Origin of the sequence: Pseudomonas sp., from assembly GCF_026224925.1 — a bacterium.
Lineage (GTDB): Bacteria > Pseudomonadota > Gammaproteobacteria > Pseudomonadales > Pseudomonadaceae > Aquipseudomonas.
Map to the genome: position 1 here is coordinate 1 of NZ_JAMFRV010000352.1, position 16,771 is coordinate 16,771.

A 16,771-nucleotide genomic window follows, 5' to 3' on the forward strand; every position below is an offset into this window, starting at 1 on the left:
AGGACATCGCCTTGGTACACGTCCCACATTCTCAGCATGGCGTCCCTGGCATCATGGGATTTGCGTTCTTCGTCGCGTTCTATAACCGTGATAACCATTTTAAAGATTTCCTGAACTGACTAGACACTTGTATTTTCTACGCTTTTTATCGTCAAAACTCCAGACCGTCGATAAATTTTTTGCTCCGTTACAGACCTTAAAGGCATGAAGTCCGACCTGTCGGCTGATGGCCCGTGACAACACCGCATCCGTCCACTAAATTAGGCCCCCCGAAACGCACGATGTGTTTCGCGCCTCACTTCAAGTCAATGAAATAGTGAAATTAATGTCTGACTCTCATACCGAAGAAGCCGTGATCTCCTTGTCCTCTAAACAAGAGTACGAAAACGCCATCAACCTTTCTCAGCATGTATCTCAGGCTAAAACCGTCAGCGAGATGGTTCTGGATGCTTTTCACACTGCGAAAGAAAGCGACCAGATTCGCCAGCTGCGGGCAGCGATTCGCCAGGCACAAGACAGCTTTGACGACGATAAAGCCTACGAATTGATGGGCGAACTCAAGCAGCTCAAAGACGAAGAAGCCGCCGACAGCGCGGCTTTGGCAGACTTAAGCACCAAGTTCTCAATCAGCCGAATTCTGTCCAGCTTCAAGGACGACCCGGCGTTCCAGGAGCTGGTCTACAGCTTGGCGCTGAAGGTACTGAATCAAACGCATCAAGCGGTCAGCAACCCAACCACCAGCAAAAGCAAGGCTGTTAAAGCCAAGAAAGAAATCGAAGTGTTCACCATCAGCAAAGAGGGCGTGAGTTTCACATTGCCGCTGCGTTCGCCACGCAGCAAGGCAAATGTCGACCGCGAGGTGTTCGAGTTCCTTGGTTTTGAGTTTGTTGGTGAAGGTGATCTGGCTGAACTGCAGACGGAGAGCTTTGTCGATAACGAAGGCAACGAGCAACCCGCCACTCGGAAAAACATTGTTACTGCCATCCAGCAACAGAAAGCATTCGACGGTTACCAGATCGCGTAACCGACGTTTCGAGCAGGGCCAATGCGCTTGAATGGGCGCGTCGGCCTTAGCTGCGTAACAGCTTCTTCAATGGCACCTCCTCAGGACTTGCCCATGGCCTCAATGTCCTGATCTCTTTTTTTGCCGCGCCGTGCTGATGAACCCACACGATGCTGCCTGCCTCAAGGGTGGCCGTGGAATCCGCAATCAAGCTGTAGAAAAGCTTAACCCTGAATAATGGATCTACACTTAACTCAATTGCAGTATGAGCGTTTGGATCGAATCATCTGCGCACATAGGGATTTATAGGAGGTCATCATGTGGCTCAACAACCCTGAGCAGGATCTAAGGCGCGATCTCCAGGAGGTTGCGTCTAATTTGAGGTGGTCAGCGGTGGAACTGCTGCAGATCGCCGAACGGTTGAGAGAGGCCGGCAATGAAGCCGATGCTCAGGCGGTGCTGAAAATGTGCCAAGTATTCCAGGTCGGCGAAGATCAGCTGATTGCGTACGCCGATGAAGTAAAGGCTCGGGTTATCCATCGGGGGAATGCTGAGTAAATGCCGAGGCGGCATGGATTTATACGTTTCCATCAGCCTGTTTATTCCGGCACTGGGCCGGGCTTCGTCATTTAGCTGGGTCGTTCTCTTTGCTCGCGTGTAGTGGTCAACTCATCCCACCCTCACCGCCCTATTCGATACACGCAAAACCCCTGATATTCCTGTCGAATACCAGGGGTTTTGTGTTTCGGGAATCAAACTCAGGGCCTTTTTATGCTCAGCCCCAGTCGATGCCTTCCTTGCGTTAGACGAACTCGATATCAAGCGCCTATTGCCAGACACTTGCCTGCGCTTCGCCGATACAGTTCATGAAATTCTGTTGATTGGCACTGCGCAGAGTCGTCTCACTCATGCAAAAGTCCCGAACTGTAAGCACCAAAACTTCTACTCAGCGGCGTAGAGCCAAAGCCATTCAGTTTAGAGCTGTTGGCGTCAGGTTGACGGCAACTCTCTGAAAAACAGCTATCTGTGGTCATTGCAGAGCAGGCGCTCAACAATAAAGCGCTTACCACTAAAAAAGCTTTGACATAACTCAGCTTCATTTCAATCTCCCTTGGCTGGAAGCCACACACCGCATGATCCAACAGCCTTCTTACGTCGCCAGACCGCTCGACATATAAAACACTTGGCCGCCAGAATATAATGATTTTTATTTTTTCTGCCGTGCAAGGACGCAACATCAACGCCCTCGGACTCCTCGGGGTACGCCAGCAGTCGCCACCGTCCACAAGGTAAAGAAAACCTTAGCCGACTCACCGGCTGAAAACACGCCCTAAGAGCAACTATTACTGCAAATATCCAGGATCCGCCATAAGAATCGCCGTTGAGCGAAGGAATGATCCCTGATCAGCCTCGGCGTCAGGATGAAGAGTCACTCACTCCGTGAAACGACTCGCTGTACGGATACCATGGAAGACGCCAATTTGGCTCGCAATCACAGATAGAGGTGCTATCCATTCGGATTTACATTCTCGGCGCTTCCGGTTCTGGAGTGACCACGCTAGGTGCGGCATTGTCCGCCAAATACCAATTGTCGCATTTTGATGTTGATGATTTTTATTGGTACCCCACAGACCCGCCCTATCAGCAAGCTCGGGCTCCTGGGCAAAGAGTCGAACGGCTTAAAAACTGTCTCCCGGGTAGCCGCTGGGTGATCTCCGGTTCCATGGACGGCTGGGGCAACGAGGTAATCAACTTGGCTGACTTGGTTGTGTACATCGATACGCCCACGCCGTGTCGTATTGAACGGCTAAAGATGCGTGAGGCTGCCCTGTTTGGCGAACGTATTTTAAGTGGCGGCGATATGTTTGCGAACCATCAGGCTTTTCTTACCTGGGCTGCTGGTTATGATCAAGGAATCGAGGCAGGACGCAACCGCCCCCGCCATGAGCGTTGGCTAAACCAGCTAAGTATTCCTGTGTTGAGGGTTAATGGAGCGTCAGCTGTTGAGGTGCTGGTGAGCCAGATAGACGGCCAGATGCGATATTGAGGTTTGCCGTAAATCTGTGGGAGCGAACTTGTTCGCGAAGGTAGCGCCGCGGTATGTCTGATAAACCGCATCGTCTGCTTCCCGAACAAGTTCGGTCCCACTGAATCTTGGGATGACGCCGGATTTGGGAAAAACCAAAATCCTGTGGGAGACAGGCTTGCCTGCGAACGGGGCAACGCGTTTTTTCCAGACAAACCGTGCTGGCCGCTTCCCGAATGAATTCGGTCCCACTGGATCTCCACAGAGGGACCAATCCTTAAAACCTCAGAAGATGTAGCTGTACTGCTCAATTTCCCACGAGCTGATGGTGCGGTGGTATGTCTCCCATTCCTTGGTTTTGTAACGGATGAATTCGTTTTTAAGCGCTTTGCCCAAAGTCGCTTCTACCAACGGATCATCGTCGAAAGCCTTGATCGCCTCCGGCAGATTTTGTGGCAAGAACTCAATACCGCGATCTGCTCGCTCGGCTTCGCTCATGGCATACAGATTGTCTTCATTGGGCTCGCGAGGATCGATCTTCAACCGCACACCTTCCAGGCCCGCCGCCAACGCCAATGCTGCGGCGAGGTAGGGATTGACTGCGCCGTCAGCGTTACGTGATTCACAGCGACCGCCGCCTGAAGGCACGCGAACCGAGTTGGTGCGGTTGTTGGAACCATAGGAGTTGAACACCGGCGCCCAAGAGAAGTTGCCGCCCGCGCCTTGGCGAACCAAGCGTTTGTAGCTGTTCACGGTTGGCGCGAACGCTGCGCACAAGGCTCGGCCGTGCTTGAGAATCCCGCCGATGAAATGGTAACCGGTCTCGGTCAAGCCGAGGCCTCGCGGATCATCCTTGGGGTCGCACTGGAACGCATTTTTTCCGGTTTCCAGGTCATATAGCGACATGTTGAAATGCGCGCCGGTACCGGTTTTGTCGGCGAATGGCTTGGGCATCATGGTTGCGATCAAGCCCATTTCGCTGGCGTAGTGCTTGGCCATGAAACGGAAGAACACAAAGCGGTCGCACATGGTCAGCGCATCGGCGTAGTTGAAATCGAACTCGTATTGCGAGTTGCCATCTTCGTGGTCCAGCGAGTACAGGTCCCAACCGAGGTCATTGATGGTGCTCGATACTTTATCCAGCCATTCGAACTGGTTGACGAAGCCTTGCACGTCATAACACGGTTTCTGCAAACGGTTATCTGCATCGGGAACACCCAAGGTTCCGTCAGCTTCGCGGCGCAACAGATAGATTTCGCACTCAATCCCCAGGTTCATGCCGTAGCCCATTTCGGCTGCTTGGGCGAGGACGTTCTTCAGCGCGACACGGGTGCTCAGTGGGTACGGCTTGCCCTGGAACGCATTGTCGGCGGGCATCCAGGCAATTTTCGGTTGCCATGGCAGCTGGATGATCGAGTCCAGGTCCGGCACCGACGTGATTTCATCTTCGTGAGGGTCCTGGCCCAATCCATCAAGGGCGTAACCGGTATAACGCTCGGAGCCGGCAGCCATCTGGCGCAAATGGCCGATGGGCACGACTTTGCCCTTAGGGATGCCGTGGATGTCCACGTAAGCACCAATGCAATACTCCACGCCCTTCTCGCGCAGGCTTTTTTCCAGTTCAGCTACTTCTTGGGCGGTTTTCATGGTGGCTCACTTGTCTGATTAACGGAGGCATTCGGGTAGGGGTCGAGTTCTGATTCAACGTCAGGAAAATCCGACCACGGCATGCGGTACATACGGCGCTTCGAGCTGCTGAATCTCATCGGCCTCAAGGGTCAGTTCGACGGCAGCAGCGGCGTCTTGCAGGTGTTCGATACGGGTGGCGCCCATTACTGGCGAAGCAACCGCAGGCTTTTGCAGCAACCAGGCCATGGCGATTTGCGCCTGGGGCACGCCCCGCGCGGTGGCAATACGGGTTACCGCTTCCACCACTTGGCGATCGGCCTCTTGAGTGGCGTCGTACAACGTGCAGGCATAAGCGTCGTTGCCGCTGCGGTCGCTACTGGCGTCCCAAGGGCGAGTCAACTTGCCGCGAGCCAACGGACTCCAAGGGGTCACGCTGACGCCTTCTGCCTGACACAGGCCAAGCATTTCGCGCTCTTCTTCGCGGTACAGCAGGTTCATGTGGTTTTGCATGGAGATGAAACGGGTCCAGCCGTTTTTGTCGGCGACGTATTGGGCTTTGCATAACTGCCAGGCGAACATCGACGACGCACCGAGGTAACGCACCTTGCCCATCTTCACCAAGTCATGCAGGGCCTCGAGGGTTTCCTCCAATGGCGTGTTGTAGTCCCAACGATGAATTTGGTAGAGGTCGATGTAATCAGTCCCCAGGCGCGTAAGGCTCTGGTCGATCTCATGCATGATTACTTTGCGCGACAACCCGCCACCGTTAGGGCCGGGGCGCATGGGCATGAATACTTTGCTGGTGATGACCACTTCGTCCCGACGAGCAAAATCCTTGAGTGCACGGCCGAGAATTTCTTCGCTGGCACCCTTGGAATAAGCGTTGGCGGTGTCGAAAAAATTGATCCCCAACTCCAATGCCTGACGGATAAAAGGCCGGCTTTTTTCTTCGTCCAAAGACCACGCATAGCCGCTGCGGCTGGGTGGCGCGTAGGTCATGCAGCCAAGACACAGGCGTGAAACGTCCAAGCCTGAACGGCCAAGTTTGGTGAACTTCATCGTTAGATTCCTTCAAGAGTCGGTAGACAGGGGTCCGCGTACCGGTTCAGCTCATTCGAGGAGCCGCGAGCGTACGTAGTTGGCCAGTTCCCAGACCGTTCGCTCCAGATGGCTGAGGCGACCGGGTCGGGCGAAGGTGGAATGGGTGGCGCGCTGCTGAATGCCGTTGACCTTCAAGTCTTCGCTGGCAATGGCGTTCCCACGGGCCTGCATCCGCGTAACGGTTTCGCCGAAGGTGTCTTGCGCCGCGCTTTGCGGGCTAACCAACACCACCCGGTGCCAAACGGTCAGTTCCGGGCTGACGGGCAGCAGCGTGGTAACGCTCACCCGGTCCGGATCGAGACCAATCAGGCAATTGGGGAAAATCTGCAGCAGTTTGACTTCGCGCTGATCGGCGCCCTGGATACCGGAAAACGGTATCAACCCAGGGGTCAAAATTTCAGTCAGTTCACCCTTAGCCCGCAGCGGTTGATTGCACACGCTCCAACCCACCCCGCCGTCGCCGATAGAGCTGAGCCGCCCTGGGAAACTGGTCTCCAGGCTGGCGCGGTGTACCGCCGGATGGTGGTAGCACTCCATGAACGTTTCAGCAGCGATCTTCCAGTTAAAGTCGCAATCGTAATCGGTGGTGAACGCAACGCTCAGGTCGCTAAACCCGTATTTATCCAACAATGGCGTAAGGTCAGACAGTCGCTCGGCAATCGAACCGACACTGTTGCTGAGGGTGATAAAGATGAGGCCGGCGACGATTTCGCTGCGCACCTGCGGCAACTGCAGCTCTTTGGCAACGAAGCCTTGCGCCTGGTCCATGCTCGGAGCGCCGAGCATCTGCCCTTGCAGGTTATAGCTCCAGTTATGGAACGGGCAGACAAACGCCTTCGCGTTACCTGAGCCTTCTGCAATGGGCATCCAACGGTGCAGACACACCCGCGACATGACCCGAATACCCTCCGTGCTGCGCACCGCAAGCAGCGGTTCTCCAACGATGTCGATGGAGAAGTAATCCCCGACGTTTACCAACTGCGCCACATGCCCGATACACAGCCAATCAGAACGAAAAATCTTATTGGCCTCCAACTTAAAGAACGCCGTGCTGTGGTAAGTCTCCGGCGGCAAAGTCTGCGAGTGCTGCGCGTCCTTGCCGACGTCGGCACGCAAGGCCTCAATCAGGTGAGAGACCGCGTCGGCAGGCGCAGTGATGTCTTTGACGTTGAGCAATTGGGTCATTCTGGCGACTCCTGACGAGTGGCGTTTTTTCATGAAAACGAAGGGGCTTACAAAGCGCCGGACTTCAACTTGAATCCCGACTGCTCTTGTTGAAATGGCGCTCAATGCGTCGTTGCAGCAGGCTCAAAACACTGGTCGCCAACAAGTACCAGGCACAGGCCACCAACAGCAGCGGAATGGTCTCGAAGGTTCGGGAATAAATGGTCTGCGCCGAATACAGCACGTCGGCCAAGGAAATCACGCTGACCAATGAGGTCATCTTGAGCATGCCGATGGTTTCGTTGCCGGTGGGCGGAATCACGAACGGCATGGCTTGCGGTAAGACGATGCGGTACATCACTTTTCGATTGCGCATGCCTAAGGCTTTGGCAGCCTCTTGCTGTCCACCGTCCACCGATGAAATGCCGGCCCGAACGATCTCTGCCATATACGCCGCTTCGTTCAAACCAAGCCCGAGGATCGCTGCGGTATAGGGGGTTATCAGGTCGTTCATGGAGGCCGAGAAAATCGTCGGACCGAAGGGAATCGATATCCTCACTTCCGGAAATAGAATCGACAGGTTGTACCAGAAGATGATTTGCACCAGCACCGGGGTGCCGCGAAAGAACCAGATAAACGCACCGCTGGCAGCGCTGATCAACGGGTTGTGGGATAAGCGCATTACCGCCAGCACTACACCCAAAATCACCCCGAGAACCATGGTGACGATGGTCAGCCAAACGGTGACCCACATGCCGCTCATGATGGTGGTGTCGAACAGGTAATGGCCGACGGTGGCCCAACCGAAATTGGGATTGGTCACCACCAGGCGCAAGAATAAAACGCCTATGACCGTCAATAAGGCAGCGACGATCCAGCGACCGGGATAACGCTGACGCATCACGATCAAGTTATCCTCCGGGAAGCGATCATCCCAGCTCCGGGAGATGAGGCCCGCATTTGCGGCGCCTGTCGACGACGGTGCCTCGGTAGGACTGATGCGGTTGGGCGCTTGCCCAGATATCTCGCTTGGGGTCAATCCAGTCATGGCCAGTCTCTCGGCTGTAACGCGTATTCACTGGTAAGGACGCTCAGCCGCATGACGCCTTGCTGTGCCTGCCCACAATATTAACTAAACGATTAACTAATACAATATCTATCTGCTGCCGTGCTGTGAATTTCTTCATTCACCCGTCCAGTCAGATGACTTTGGAAAGGAATTCCCGTGTGCGCAGATGCCGTGGTTGCTCGAACAACTCCTGCGGGCTGGCGGACTCGACGATAACGCCCTGATCCATGAATGCCACCTTGCTCGCCACCTCACGGGCGAACGACATTTCATGGGTCACGATCAGCATGGTCATACCTTCACTGGCGAGATCGCGCATCACGTCCAGCACTTCGCCCACCAGCTCCGGGTCCAGCGCGCTGGTGGGTTCATCGAACAGCATCAGCCGGGGTTTCATCGCCAGTGCCCGTGCAATTGCCACTCGTTGCTGCTGGCCGCCTGACAGCTGATTGGGGTAAGCGTCCAGCCGGTGAGAAAGGCCAACACGGGTCAGCAGCTCACGGGCATGGGCCATGGCCTGCTCACGGGACTCGCCTTTGACCTGCATCGGTGCCTCAGCCACGTTCTGAATAGCCGTCATGTGGCCGAACAGGTTGAAGCGCTGAAATACCATGCCGATACGTGCCCGCTTGGCGGCGACTTCGGCGTCCTTGAGTTCAAAGAGTTTGTTGCCAACCCGGCGGTAGCCCACCATTTCGCCGTCTACGTACAACGCCCCGCCATCGATCTTTTCCAAGTGATTGACGCAACGCAGAAAGGTTGATTTTCCGGAACCTGACGGACCGATCAGGCAGGCCACTTCGCCCTGCGCCACGGTCATGTCGACACCGCGCAGCACTTCCAACCCCTTAAAATTTTTGAGCACTTGCCGCGCCGAAATAACGGGCAAGTTTTCGGCTGCCTGGTTGGGTGTGAGGTTATCGTTCATGTGGATTAATCCCCGATGGATCATTTGAATTGCTTGCTCCAGGCCGCCCGTAAGGTTGCGCACGGCTTGGCGTCGAATTTGCAGCGGTCCCGTAAACGCCGAATGTTTCGGTCATCGCGAGAAGATCCAATCCAATGAAGCAAACCACTCCGTTATCCAACACTGCCCGCCTGGCCGGTCGCGTCGCGCTGGTCAGCGGTGGCGCCAAAGGCATCGGTCGCGCCATCGTGTTGCAACTAGCCAGCGACGGTGCCGACGTCGCCATCGTTGTGCGCAGTGACCGCAGCGCCGCTGAAGCCACGGCCCGCGAAGTCGAACAACTCGGCCGTCGCGCCCTTGTTTGCCTGTGCGACCTCACCGACGCCAGCGCAGTCAATGCGCTGATCGAACAGGTCGAAAGCCAGCTCGGCCCGCTCGACTTACTGGTCAACAATGCCGGCGGTACAGCCCCAGGCTCCTTGCTGACATTGTCCGAAGCGAGTTGGGATTCGGTGTTCACCAATAACGCTAAATCGTGCTTCCTGCTGAGCGTCGCCGCCGCACGCTCGATGGTTTCACGCAATATGGGTGCCATCGTCAACATCGCAGGCGCCTCCGCACATCGGTCTTATCCTGGCGCAGGCGCTTATGGCCCGAGCAAAGCGGCGGTGGTCAGCCTGACGGTGCAAATGTCGCTTGAATGGGCGCAGTACGGCATCCGCGTAAACGGCGTCAGCCCCGGCCCCATCCGCGAACCCGACACCGACTGGCAAGCCGCAGAACCGGCGCTTGCCGAGGAAGTCTCGCGCCTCCCGCTCAAGCGTGCGGGCACGCCCATGGACGTGGCTAAAGCCGTGGCTTTTCTCGGTTCGGACGATGCTGATTACATGACCGGGCAAATGATGATTGTCGATGGCGGCGGGGTTAATACCTGGTACCTCGCCGGTTGAAACCAGCCTGATCAACAAGCGTGTGCCCTGCTTGAGAGCACCGCTCGCCAGACACCCCGGCGGCGCCTGAATGCGCCGCTTACGCTCGGGCATTGGCGAGAATTTGCTGGGCACAGATGTAGCCCCACGTCATGTTCGGCCCTAAGGTGGTACCAGCGCCCACCGCCCGTGTTCCAATCGGATTGGCCATGGCAACGCCCGCGCAATACAGGCCTTCAATCCGACTGCCGTCGCCACGTAGCACATGGCCGTTGGCGTCGGTTCGGGGACCGCCTTTGGTGGCGAGAAACGACCGATTGAAAGGCATGGCGATATACGGGCCACGCTCAATGGCCTCAAGGCCCGCGTGGATGCGCTTGTCCTGTTGCGCGTGGGCATTCGCCGCGCCGGAGCGGGCAAAATCTTTGTCTATGCCGGTCGCGCAGAAGCTGTTGAAGCGCGCCACGCTCAGCTCCAGCTCGTGTGCCGGCAAGCCGATTTGCTCCGCCAAAGCCGCCAAGGTTGGCGCCTTGACCAACCAGCGCGGGTCGAACCGGCAAAACCAGCGAACCAGCGGCGCACGCTTGAGCAGTCGACTGTCAGAGATGACCCACGCAGGCAGATGTTGAGCTTCACCGCTGGCCGGGTCGCGCTGGTCCAGCGCTTCGCCGATATTGAAGGTGAACTCGTTGACGAAGCGCCGGGCATTGCGGTCGACGATGATGGCGTTGGGTTCGTAATGAAAAAAAACAGCAAGACTGTGCGCCCGCCCCTCATACCGGTAAGGCATCGCCGGATTGATATTGGCCTGGTCCATGTGCGCCAGCTGCGCGCCGACGTTCTCTGCCATGCGGTGGGCATCGCCTTCGTTGCTGCGCGGGCTGGCGATGTAGTCCAGCGGGCCGGGGAAATGCTCGGCGAGGCGCTTGGCGTCCCACTCGAAACCGCCACTGGCAAGAATGACTCCGCAGCGCGCTTCGATTCTTAGCCACTGATCGTCTTGACGAGCCCAGACGCCGGTGACGTAATCATGGGCATCCTGAATAAGCTCGACTGCCCGGGTCTGCAGTTCAAACACGCAACCGTGTCGATGACAGCCGGCTAACAGGCCGAGGATAAGCGCCGCCCCTTTGCTCCGCGTACCGGTCAACCAGCGCCAGAGCAGCTTGGGCGCCAATTTCACTGCGGTCGCAATGGGGTGATGGTAAACGTCGAGACCGATGATCTCGTGGTAGCTGTAGAACTGCGGCAGCGGCGAGGGTCGGATTTTGTCGGCTAACCGCCCTGCCCCAGCCTTTCGCAGCAAAGATTTACGTAATGAGCGCGGGGCCAGCATGCGCCCGGTTTGCTTGGCACCGGGACATTCTGGCAAAGGATCAGGCTCGCCGGTCAGTTCGAAGCGCAGCGGCGAATATTGCTCCAGGGTTTCGAGCATCGGCCCCGCGGCGTGGCTGAAACGCTGCCACAACGCGTCTTCACTCACCTGCCAACCCGCCGGAGCACTGGCACGCAGGTAGTCCAATACCTCTTCAGGACTGTCCTTCAAGCCTAACGCCCGTGCATGGTGGTTGGCCGGCACCCAGGTCGCACCGCCCGACATGGCGCTGGTGCCCCCGAGCCAAGCGCTTTTTTCGATGACCAAAACCTTCAATCCACCCGCAGCAGCTGTCAGCGCGGCCGCCAGCGCTGCGGAACCCGAACCGACCACCAACACATCGCACCTCAGCGAGCGGTCGGGCACCGCCGGGGGTGACTCACTCACCACTGGCGGATTATCAGCAAGCCGTCCGCTCATATCAGGGCTTCGGGTTCTGGATCGGATCGGTCGAGGTCAGGTTGATGCCTGGATTCGGCAGTTTCAGCGGGGCCAAGTCCCATTTCTCCATAATGCGATTGTAGTTTCCGCTGGCATGCACCGCCTTGAGCGCAGCGAGCATCGCGTTGGCCATGGCGGTGTCATCGCGTTTGACGACGATGCCAAGGTAGAACTTGGGCATCAGGTCCGAGGTGATTACCCGGATCGGTTTGGGCGCGGTTTTCTCCATGTCCTTGGCGGCAGCGGCGTCGTTGACCACAAAGTCGACACGTCCGGAATACAGCGCCATCAGCACCGCATCAGCGCTCGGGTATTGCGACAGCTCGATGGGTTTTTTGCCTGCGGCTACACAATGTGGCGAGAAAATATCGGTGATGGTCGGGGCGAAGTCAGTGCCCGACTGAACAGCAGCATGCAGTCCACAGAGGGACAACGCATCGTCGGTCACTTTGGTATTGCTTTTAAGGGTGTAGAACGCATTCGTGGCGTACGAGAAGTCAACAAACGTGACCTGTTTTTCCCGCTCTGCGGAATCAGAAATACATTCCATGGCTACGTCGTAGCGACCGCTCTGCACGCCGGGAATCAACCCATCAAACGCGATGGAGGTGGCCTTGACCTTGACGCCGAGCTTCTGCGCCATGGCATTCCACAGGTCTGGCTCGTAACCGACCATGGTTTTGTTATCCGCCGCGAAGGTTACACAGGGCGGGTAATGCGCATCGGTCACCAGGTTGATGACACCTGCTTTGCGGATCGCCTCAGGCAGCATCGCGTGCAGCGCTGGATCCATTGTTTCAGCCGGAATCGCAACCTCGGTGGCCGCCTGGACAAACGAGCACAGACTGCACGCCAGTGCAAAAATGGAAGTGTGAAAGAAGCGGGTCGATTGTCTCGCGTTCATCGGCTTTTATCTCGGGTTCGGTACGCACTGCTGGTGCGCTCAGCCAAGCCAATCATTACGTGTGAAGCAAACAACAACGAAATAGCTTGAGCAACAAACATGCCACGAAATGTTAATCAGCCGATTAAAAATAAAGCCATTGAACTGCTTACTATTTTTTGTTCGAAAACCCTATGTTAAAAGGCTTTCAAACACGCACCACGGGAGCGCATTTCATGCAGCCCGATCACCAAATCCGTGCATGTTAATTATTCGATTAATTTATTCTTGCAAGAGATTTCACGCAGGCATAGGCTCATTGGCACCTCCAGCTGAACCCTCAGAAGAGCTTACCCATGACAACCGAAGAAATGATCGAATGCCTTGAACGTGAACGCGAAGCTATCTGGCGCACCATGCCTGATGAGGTCGCAGCAATCGGCCGTGGTGAAATACCTCGAGGCACCGGCGCCCGCGGGCAGTACCTGAGCACACTGATGTTTGCCGAAGGCGAAACGCGCACCTTGGCTGACGAGATGTTCTGGGGGTTGATTGAAGTGTGCCGCAAGCCAGGCGCTGACCTCAGCACCTTGAAAATGGTCATCAGCCAAATCATCGGCTACAAGGCAGACTTTTTTGATTTCGTCGGTCTGCCAGCCGCAGCGGCGATGGTTCACCAATACGTAGCTGTGGCCGAAGCCACCACCACGCTTGATGAGTTGGAGCGTTTGACCGGCGCAGCCCTGTCGTGGGCGAACCGCCTGCACATGTGGGTCGATCACGTGTACCCATGGGGCGTAGGCGATGGTTTCCGCCGTCCCAAGACCAAGTCGACTGCGGCCTGAGCCACCATCATCTTCGTACCGAGGTAATCCGTTATGCGCTTGCGTTTGAAAGTTGAAGGGCAATCCATCTGCCTGATCGAAATCTGGGAAGACAAAGTGCCCAATCTGGCGAAGATCTTCCGCGAAAAACTGCCGATGCAAAGTTCGCTGCAGCACGGCAAATTATTGGGCGACCTGGTGTTCTTCACCCTGCCAATCGTCGCACCGTGGGAAAACCGTTACTTGACTCAAGACGTCGGCAAAGAGCGCATTGAAAAGACCGGCCATGCGGCAGGCGCGGTGTGTTTCTACAGCCCTCGCCAACAGTTATGCATTGTCTATGGTGATGATGTTTCGGCCGAACCGCTGCCAATCTCCTATATCGGAGAAGTCATTGAAGGGGCACTGCAATTGAAAGTAACCGGTATGGAAACCTGGTTCGAACAGGGCGCACTGGTCGAGCTGGAAATCGCCGACGCCTGAACCCCCTGCCCGGCAGCGCCAGCCGCTACAGGCAAGCAGCAACCTCAGCCGCGCAGGCTGAGGTGATCAAGGATCAAATCGCGCATGCCATTGATGGCACGCTTGTAGTTGAACTTGGGAAACATCATTGAGCGAAACAGTACGCCGTCCAGATGGGTAGAAATAAACATGGACATTTCGGCGGGATCTACTTCACGAAAGATACCGGCTGTAATGCCGTCTTTAATGGCTTTGCGCAGCACTAGCGACTCTTTGTCGTAGAACTTTTTAATGGCTTTATCTATACGCGGTGTCTGCGTTTGTGCGCCTGCATAGTCCAGGCTCATCTTCGCTAGTTTCTGCAGCAACACGAATTGAAGAATGTGAATCTGCAACCACAGAACGATGATTGACCGGGGGTCCGAGGCATCCGATTTAATGGTGTTAAACTGCCGGAAAGCATCCTCCACCGTGGACTCTACCACCTCAAGAAACAGTTCTTCTTTACTGCCAAAATAGTAATAGATCAAGGCCGAGTTCATCCCGGTAGCCTTGGCAATATCCTTGATGGTAACCGTCGAATAGTTCTGTTCGGCAAACAGGTCCAGTGCCGCCAGGCGCAACACCTTCGCCACCTCTGATTGCCGACGTTTATCACGCACAGCGGTCATGTCCGTCTCATCGGCACTATTGGCGGGAAGCGTGTCCTGCTTGACCAGTTTGCTTTTAACTACCATGTCAGACCCTGATTCTCCGGGCTCCCGCGCAAGCGCGGCTTAAGATTGAAGAGACCCGCTAACGGACTCCGACGGCCGCTGATTATCAGCTGCCCAAAGCTATTAGTCCACGATCCTTATTACGCTGGCCAAGGAATCACGATGCCCGAACTTCAACATTACTTATTGGGCGATCTCGCGCTGGAGTCCGGCGACGTATTACGCGGTGCCCGTCTCACCTATTCAACGTTCGGTCAACTGAATGCGGCGCGAGACAACGCCGTGTTGCTGCCCAGTTACTACACAGGCACTCACACCTCTTACGCACCGTGGATAGGTGCAGGCCGGGCGCTGGACCCTGCAACGCATTTCATCGTCGGGGTGAATCTGTTCGGTAATGGTTTATCCACCTCTCCAAGCAACTCAACACATCAGCCCGGTAAAGCGTTCCCCCACGTCACATTGGGCGATAACGTTTACGCGCAGCAGCAATTACTGAGTCAAGCGTTAAGAATTGACTCGTTGGCCCTGATCGCCGGCTGGTCGATGGGCGCCATGCAAGCGTTCCATTGGGCGATTCATTACCCGGAGCAGGTCCGGTCGATGCTTGCCATTTGCGGCTCCGCACGTTGCTGGCCACTCAATCAAGTGTTCCTGCAAGGCGTAAGGGGGGCGCTGCAGGCTGATAACACCTTCAACGGTGGCGACTACTTGCTTCCTCCCGAACGCGGCTTGCGGGCGTTCGGTCGCGCTTATGCGAGCTGGGCCTATAGTGCCGAGTTCTTCCGGGACGGGTTGTACAAGGGCATGGGATTCGACAGCCTGGACGACCTGCTGAACGACTGGGAACTGGATCACTGCCAGCATGACGCCAATGACTTGCTGGCCGTGCTCTGGGCCTGGCATGACGCGGACCCCAGCCGCTCCCGACACGGCGGACGGCTGGCCGATGCGCTGGAACAGGTCAGCGCGCGCTGCGTGATCATGCCGTCCACCACCGACGCCTACTTCACCCTGGATGAGGCGCGCATCGAGTACGACAGCCTCACCAACGCCGATTGGCGCCCACTCGCCTCACCCTATGGCCACTGCGCCGGCGCCCCCGGCCGGTTTGCCAACGAGCACACGGCCGTCGATCAAGCAATCCGGCAACTGCTAAATTGCCCTTAGCAACGCCTGGTGGTTCAGGGTTGGCCGATGGCGTCCAGCGAGCCAAACTCTGCTTCCAATAGCGGTAGAACCTCGGCCCCGAAGCGCTCCAGTGAACGTCGTGCACGAGCCACTGGCATGTCACCAAACTGAAAAAACGCGTTGTAGTGAATGGGCTGCACCTTGCGGATTTCCTGAGCAATACGCTCTGCAACGTACGCGGCTGGACCAATAATCAAATTGTCGCGAAAGGTCTCTAACGCAGGCTCACCCGGCATGGCCCTCGCTTGCACCATCGAGCCCTGCAGTTCAAGCACCGGCGAGCGCAACGCGGCGACCATGCGCCCAACATAACGGGCGCGCTCTGCGGCCTCCAGCGCTTCACTCGGGCTGTCGGTGACATGCACGTATTGCTGGAGCGCGACCGGAATCTTTGCTCCATCCAAGCCAGCCTTGGTGCAGCTGTCGCGCATGTTAGCGACCATTTCCAACAGAACGCTGGTGCCGCGCCAGCCTGCGGTCATGAAGGGGATTGGATTCCAGGGCGCCAACGCTGAAAGAATCTCTGGCGAGGACGAGGTGCAATAAAGCGGCGGCATGCCACCCCGACGCGTGGACAGGGTCATTGGCGTATGGGGGACGCTGACGTGCTTGCCCTCGAAGGCGACTTCACCCTTACCCAGGGCCTGCGAAACCACTTCCCAGTACTCCAGAAATACTTCTGTCTTTAGCGCCACGTCCTGCTCATAGCGTTCAAATTCGTAGGCCTGATAGCCAGTCCCCACGCCCAGTACCGCACGTCCATTGCTCAGTTGATCAAGCAAGGCAATTTCCTGCGCCACGCGCATTGGGTTATACAGCGGAAGCACTACAACAGCGGCACCCAGCTTGATTTTCCGGGTGCAGCCAGCCATGTGGGCAGCCACCATCAACGGTGAAACGCTGACTGAATAGTTAGTAAAATGATGCTCAGCGAACCAGGCGACATCGAACCCGATCTCTTCGGCCAACAACACCATGGACCGCGTGTCATCGATCACGCCCGCGACACCCTTTGGGTTATCGCGATAACCCATCAGGTTGAATAATCCAA

General features: G+C 56.5%; 17 protein-coding genes. 7 read left to right on the plus strand and 10 right to left on the minus strand.

Annotated elements, in window-relative coordinates:
- Positions 1 to 325: 325 nt before the first annotated feature.
- Together M0974_RS15305 and M0974_RS15310 are read left to right on the plus strand one after the other, a co-directional pair.
- Positions 326 to 1,024, plus strand: a complete 699-nt coding sequence (locus M0974_RS15305) for a hypothetical protein (protein ID WP_297838257.1) — start codon at positions 326 to 328, stop codon at positions 1,022 to 1,024.
- A gap of 297 nt (positions 1,025 to 1,321) precedes the next feature.
- Complete coding sequence (locus tag M0974_RS15310) at positions 1,322 to 1,561, plus strand: hypothetical protein (protein WP_297838259.1); 240 nt, start codon at positions 1,322 to 1,324, stop codon at positions 1,559 to 1,561.
- 344 nt (positions 1,562 to 1,905) lie between these two features.
- Here the strand turns inward: M0974_RS15310 and M0974_RS15315 are convergent, their stop codons facing one another.
- The gene (locus M0974_RS15315) at positions 1,906 to 2,244 is read right to left on the minus strand and encodes a hypothetical protein (protein ID WP_297838261.1); all 339 of its coding nucleotides are present in this window, start codon (positions 2,242 to 2,244) and stop codon (positions 1,906 to 1,908) included.
- Positions 2,245 to 2,507: 263 nt separating this feature from the next.
- Between M0974_RS15315 and M0974_RS15320 the strand changes: the two genes are divergently transcribed.
- Positions 2,508 to 3,050: an adenylate kinase gene (locus M0974_RS15320; RefSeq protein ID WP_367279023.1), complete on the plus strand. Its 543-nt coding sequence runs from the start codon at positions 2,508 to 2,510 to the stop codon at positions 3,048 to 3,050.
- Positions 3,051 to 3,314: 264 nt separating this feature from the next.
- On the opposite strand, the gene glnT is transcribed toward M0974_RS15320, so the two are convergent.
- The 5 genes from glnT to M0974_RS15345 form a co-directional block, all read right to left on the minus strand.
- Positions 3,315 to 4,676, minus strand: coding sequence for a type III glutamate--ammonia ligase (gene glnT / locus M0974_RS15325; RefSeq protein ID WP_297838264.1), 1,362 nt, complete (start codon positions 4,674 to 4,676; stop codon positions 3,315 to 3,317).
- A gap of 60 nt (positions 4,677 to 4,736) precedes the next feature.
- The gene (locus M0974_RS15330) at positions 4,737 to 5,717 is read right to left on the minus strand and encodes an aldo/keto reductase (protein WP_297838266.1); all 981 of its coding nucleotides are present in this window, start codon (positions 5,715 to 5,717) and stop codon (positions 4,737 to 4,739) included.
- Between the two features lie 51 nt (positions 5,718 to 5,768).
- Positions 5,769 to 6,944 (minus strand): aromatic ring-hydroxylating dioxygenase subunit alpha, encoded by a 1,176-nt coding sequence (locus tag M0974_RS15335; RefSeq protein ID WP_297838269.1) that lies wholly within the window; start codon positions 6,942 to 6,944, stop codon positions 5,769 to 5,771.
- A gap of 64 nt (positions 6,945 to 7,008) precedes the next feature.
- Positions 7,009 to 7,971 (minus strand): amino acid ABC transporter permease, encoded by a 963-nt coding sequence (locus M0974_RS15340; RefSeq protein ID WP_297838270.1) that lies wholly within the window; start codon positions 7,969 to 7,971, stop codon positions 7,009 to 7,011.
- 151 nt (positions 7,972 to 8,122) lie between these two features.
- Complete coding sequence (locus M0974_RS15345) at positions 8,123 to 8,920, minus strand: amino acid ABC transporter ATP-binding protein (protein WP_297838273.1); 798 nt, start codon at positions 8,918 to 8,920, stop codon at positions 8,123 to 8,125.
- A 134-nt stretch (positions 8,921 to 9,054) separates the two neighbouring features.
- Between M0974_RS15345 and M0974_RS15350 the strand changes: the two genes are divergently transcribed.
- A complete protein-coding gene (locus M0974_RS15350) occupies positions 9,055 to 9,849 on the plus strand; it encodes an SDR family NAD(P)-dependent oxidoreductase (protein WP_297838276.1) in 795 nt (264 codons plus the stop codon).
- Between the two features lie 79 nt (positions 9,850 to 9,928).
- On the opposite strand, the gene M0974_RS15355 is transcribed toward M0974_RS15350, so the two are convergent.
- Together M0974_RS15355 and M0974_RS15360 are read right to left on the minus strand one after the other, a co-directional pair.
- The gene (locus tag M0974_RS15355) at positions 9,929 to 11,623 is read right to left on the minus strand and encodes an FAD-dependent oxidoreductase (RefSeq protein ID WP_297838278.1); all 1,695 of its coding nucleotides are present in this window, start codon (positions 11,621 to 11,623) and stop codon (positions 9,929 to 9,931) included.
- Between the two features lies 1 nt (position 11,624).
- Positions 11,625 to 12,548, minus strand: a complete 924-nt coding sequence (locus tag M0974_RS15360; RefSeq protein WP_297838281.1) for an ABC transporter substrate-binding protein — start codon at positions 12,546 to 12,548, stop codon at positions 11,625 to 11,627.
- A gap of 335 nt (positions 12,549 to 12,883) precedes the next feature.
- Between M0974_RS15360 and M0974_RS15365 the strand changes: the two genes are divergently transcribed.
- Together M0974_RS15365 and M0974_RS15370 are read left to right on the plus strand one after the other, a co-directional pair.
- Positions 12,884 to 13,372, plus strand: a complete 489-nt coding sequence (locus M0974_RS15365; protein ID WP_297838283.1) for a hypothetical protein — start codon at positions 12,884 to 12,886, stop codon at positions 13,370 to 13,372.
- 33 nt (positions 13,373 to 13,405) lie between these two features.
- The gene (locus tag M0974_RS15370; RefSeq protein ID WP_297838285.1) at positions 13,406 to 13,834 is read left to right on the plus strand and encodes a DUF3830 family protein; all 429 of its coding nucleotides are present in this window, start codon (positions 13,406 to 13,408) and stop codon (positions 13,832 to 13,834) included.
- Positions 13,835 to 13,878: 44 nt separating this feature from the next.
- Here the strand turns inward: M0974_RS15370 and M0974_RS15375 are convergent, their stop codons facing one another.
- Positions 13,879 to 14,550, minus strand: coding sequence for a TetR/AcrR family transcriptional regulator (locus M0974_RS15375; protein WP_297838288.1), 672 nt, complete (start codon positions 14,548 to 14,550; stop codon positions 13,879 to 13,881).
- 141 nt (positions 14,551 to 14,691) lie between these two features.
- On the opposite strand from M0974_RS15375, the gene M0974_RS15380 reads away from it, so the two are divergent.
- Entirely contained in the window at positions 14,692 to 15,699 is a 1,008-nt protein-coding gene (locus M0974_RS15380) for an alpha/beta fold hydrolase (protein ID WP_297838291.1), read from the plus strand.
- A 14-nt stretch (positions 15,700 to 15,713) separates the two neighbouring features.
- Here the strand turns inward: M0974_RS15380 and M0974_RS15385 are convergent.
- Positions 15,714 to 16,771 (minus strand): LLM class flavin-dependent oxidoreductase (locus M0974_RS15385; protein WP_297838294.1); only part of this gene is annotated, 1,058 nt, incomplete at its 5' end.

Coding starts and splice junctions, on each gene's coding strand:
- M0974_RS15350 (WP_297838276.1), top strand. CDS start 9,055: ATGAAGCAAACCACTCCGTTATCCAACACTGCCCGCCTGGCCGGTCGC.
- M0974_RS15360 (WP_297838281.1), bottom strand. CDS start 12,548: ATGAACGCGAGACAATCGACCCGCTTCTTTCACACTTCCATTTTTGCA.
- M0974_RS15375 (WP_297838288.1), bottom strand. CDS start 14,550: ATGGTAGTTAAAAGCAAACTGGTCAAGCAGGACACGCTTCCCGCCAAT.
- M0974_RS15365 (WP_297838283.1), top strand. CDS start 12,884: ATGACAACCGAAGAAATGATCGAATGCCTTGAACGTGAACGCGAAGCT.
- M0974_RS15330 (WP_297838266.1), bottom strand. CDS start 5,717: ATGAAGTTCACCAAACTTGGCCGTTCAGGCTTGGACGTTTCACGCCTG.
- M0974_RS15340 (WP_297838270.1), bottom strand. CDS start 7,971: ATGACTGGATTGACCCCAAGCGAGATATCTGGGCAAGCGCCCAACCGC.
- M0974_RS15370 (WP_297838285.1), top strand. CDS start 13,406: ATGCGCTTGCGTTTGAAAGTTGAAGGGCAATCCATCTGCCTGATCGAA.
- M0974_RS15335 (WP_297838269.1), bottom strand. CDS start 6,944: ATGACCCAATTGCTCAACGTCAAAGACATCACTGCGCCTGCCGACGCG.
- M0974_RS15355 (WP_297838278.1), bottom strand. CDS start 11,623: ATGAGCGGACGGCTTGCTGATAATCCGCCAGTGGTGAGTGAGTCACCC.
- M0974_RS15305 (WP_297838257.1), top strand. CDS start 326: ATGTCTGACTCTCATACCGAAGAAGCCGTGATCTCCTTGTCCTCTAAA.
- M0974_RS15310 (WP_297838259.1), top strand. CDS start 1,322: ATGTGGCTCAACAACCCTGAGCAGGATCTAAGGCGCGATCTCCAGGAG.
- M0974_RS15345 (WP_297838273.1), bottom strand. CDS start 8,920: ATGAACGATAACCTCACACCCAACCAGGCAGCCGAAAACTTGCCCGTT.
- M0974_RS15380 (WP_297838291.1), top strand. CDS start 14,692: ATGCCCGAACTTCAACATTACTTATTGGGCGATCTCGCGCTGGAGTCC.
- glnT (WP_297838264.1), bottom strand. CDS start 4,676: ATGAAAACCGCCCAAGAAGTAGCTGAACTGGAAAAAAGCCTGCGCGAG.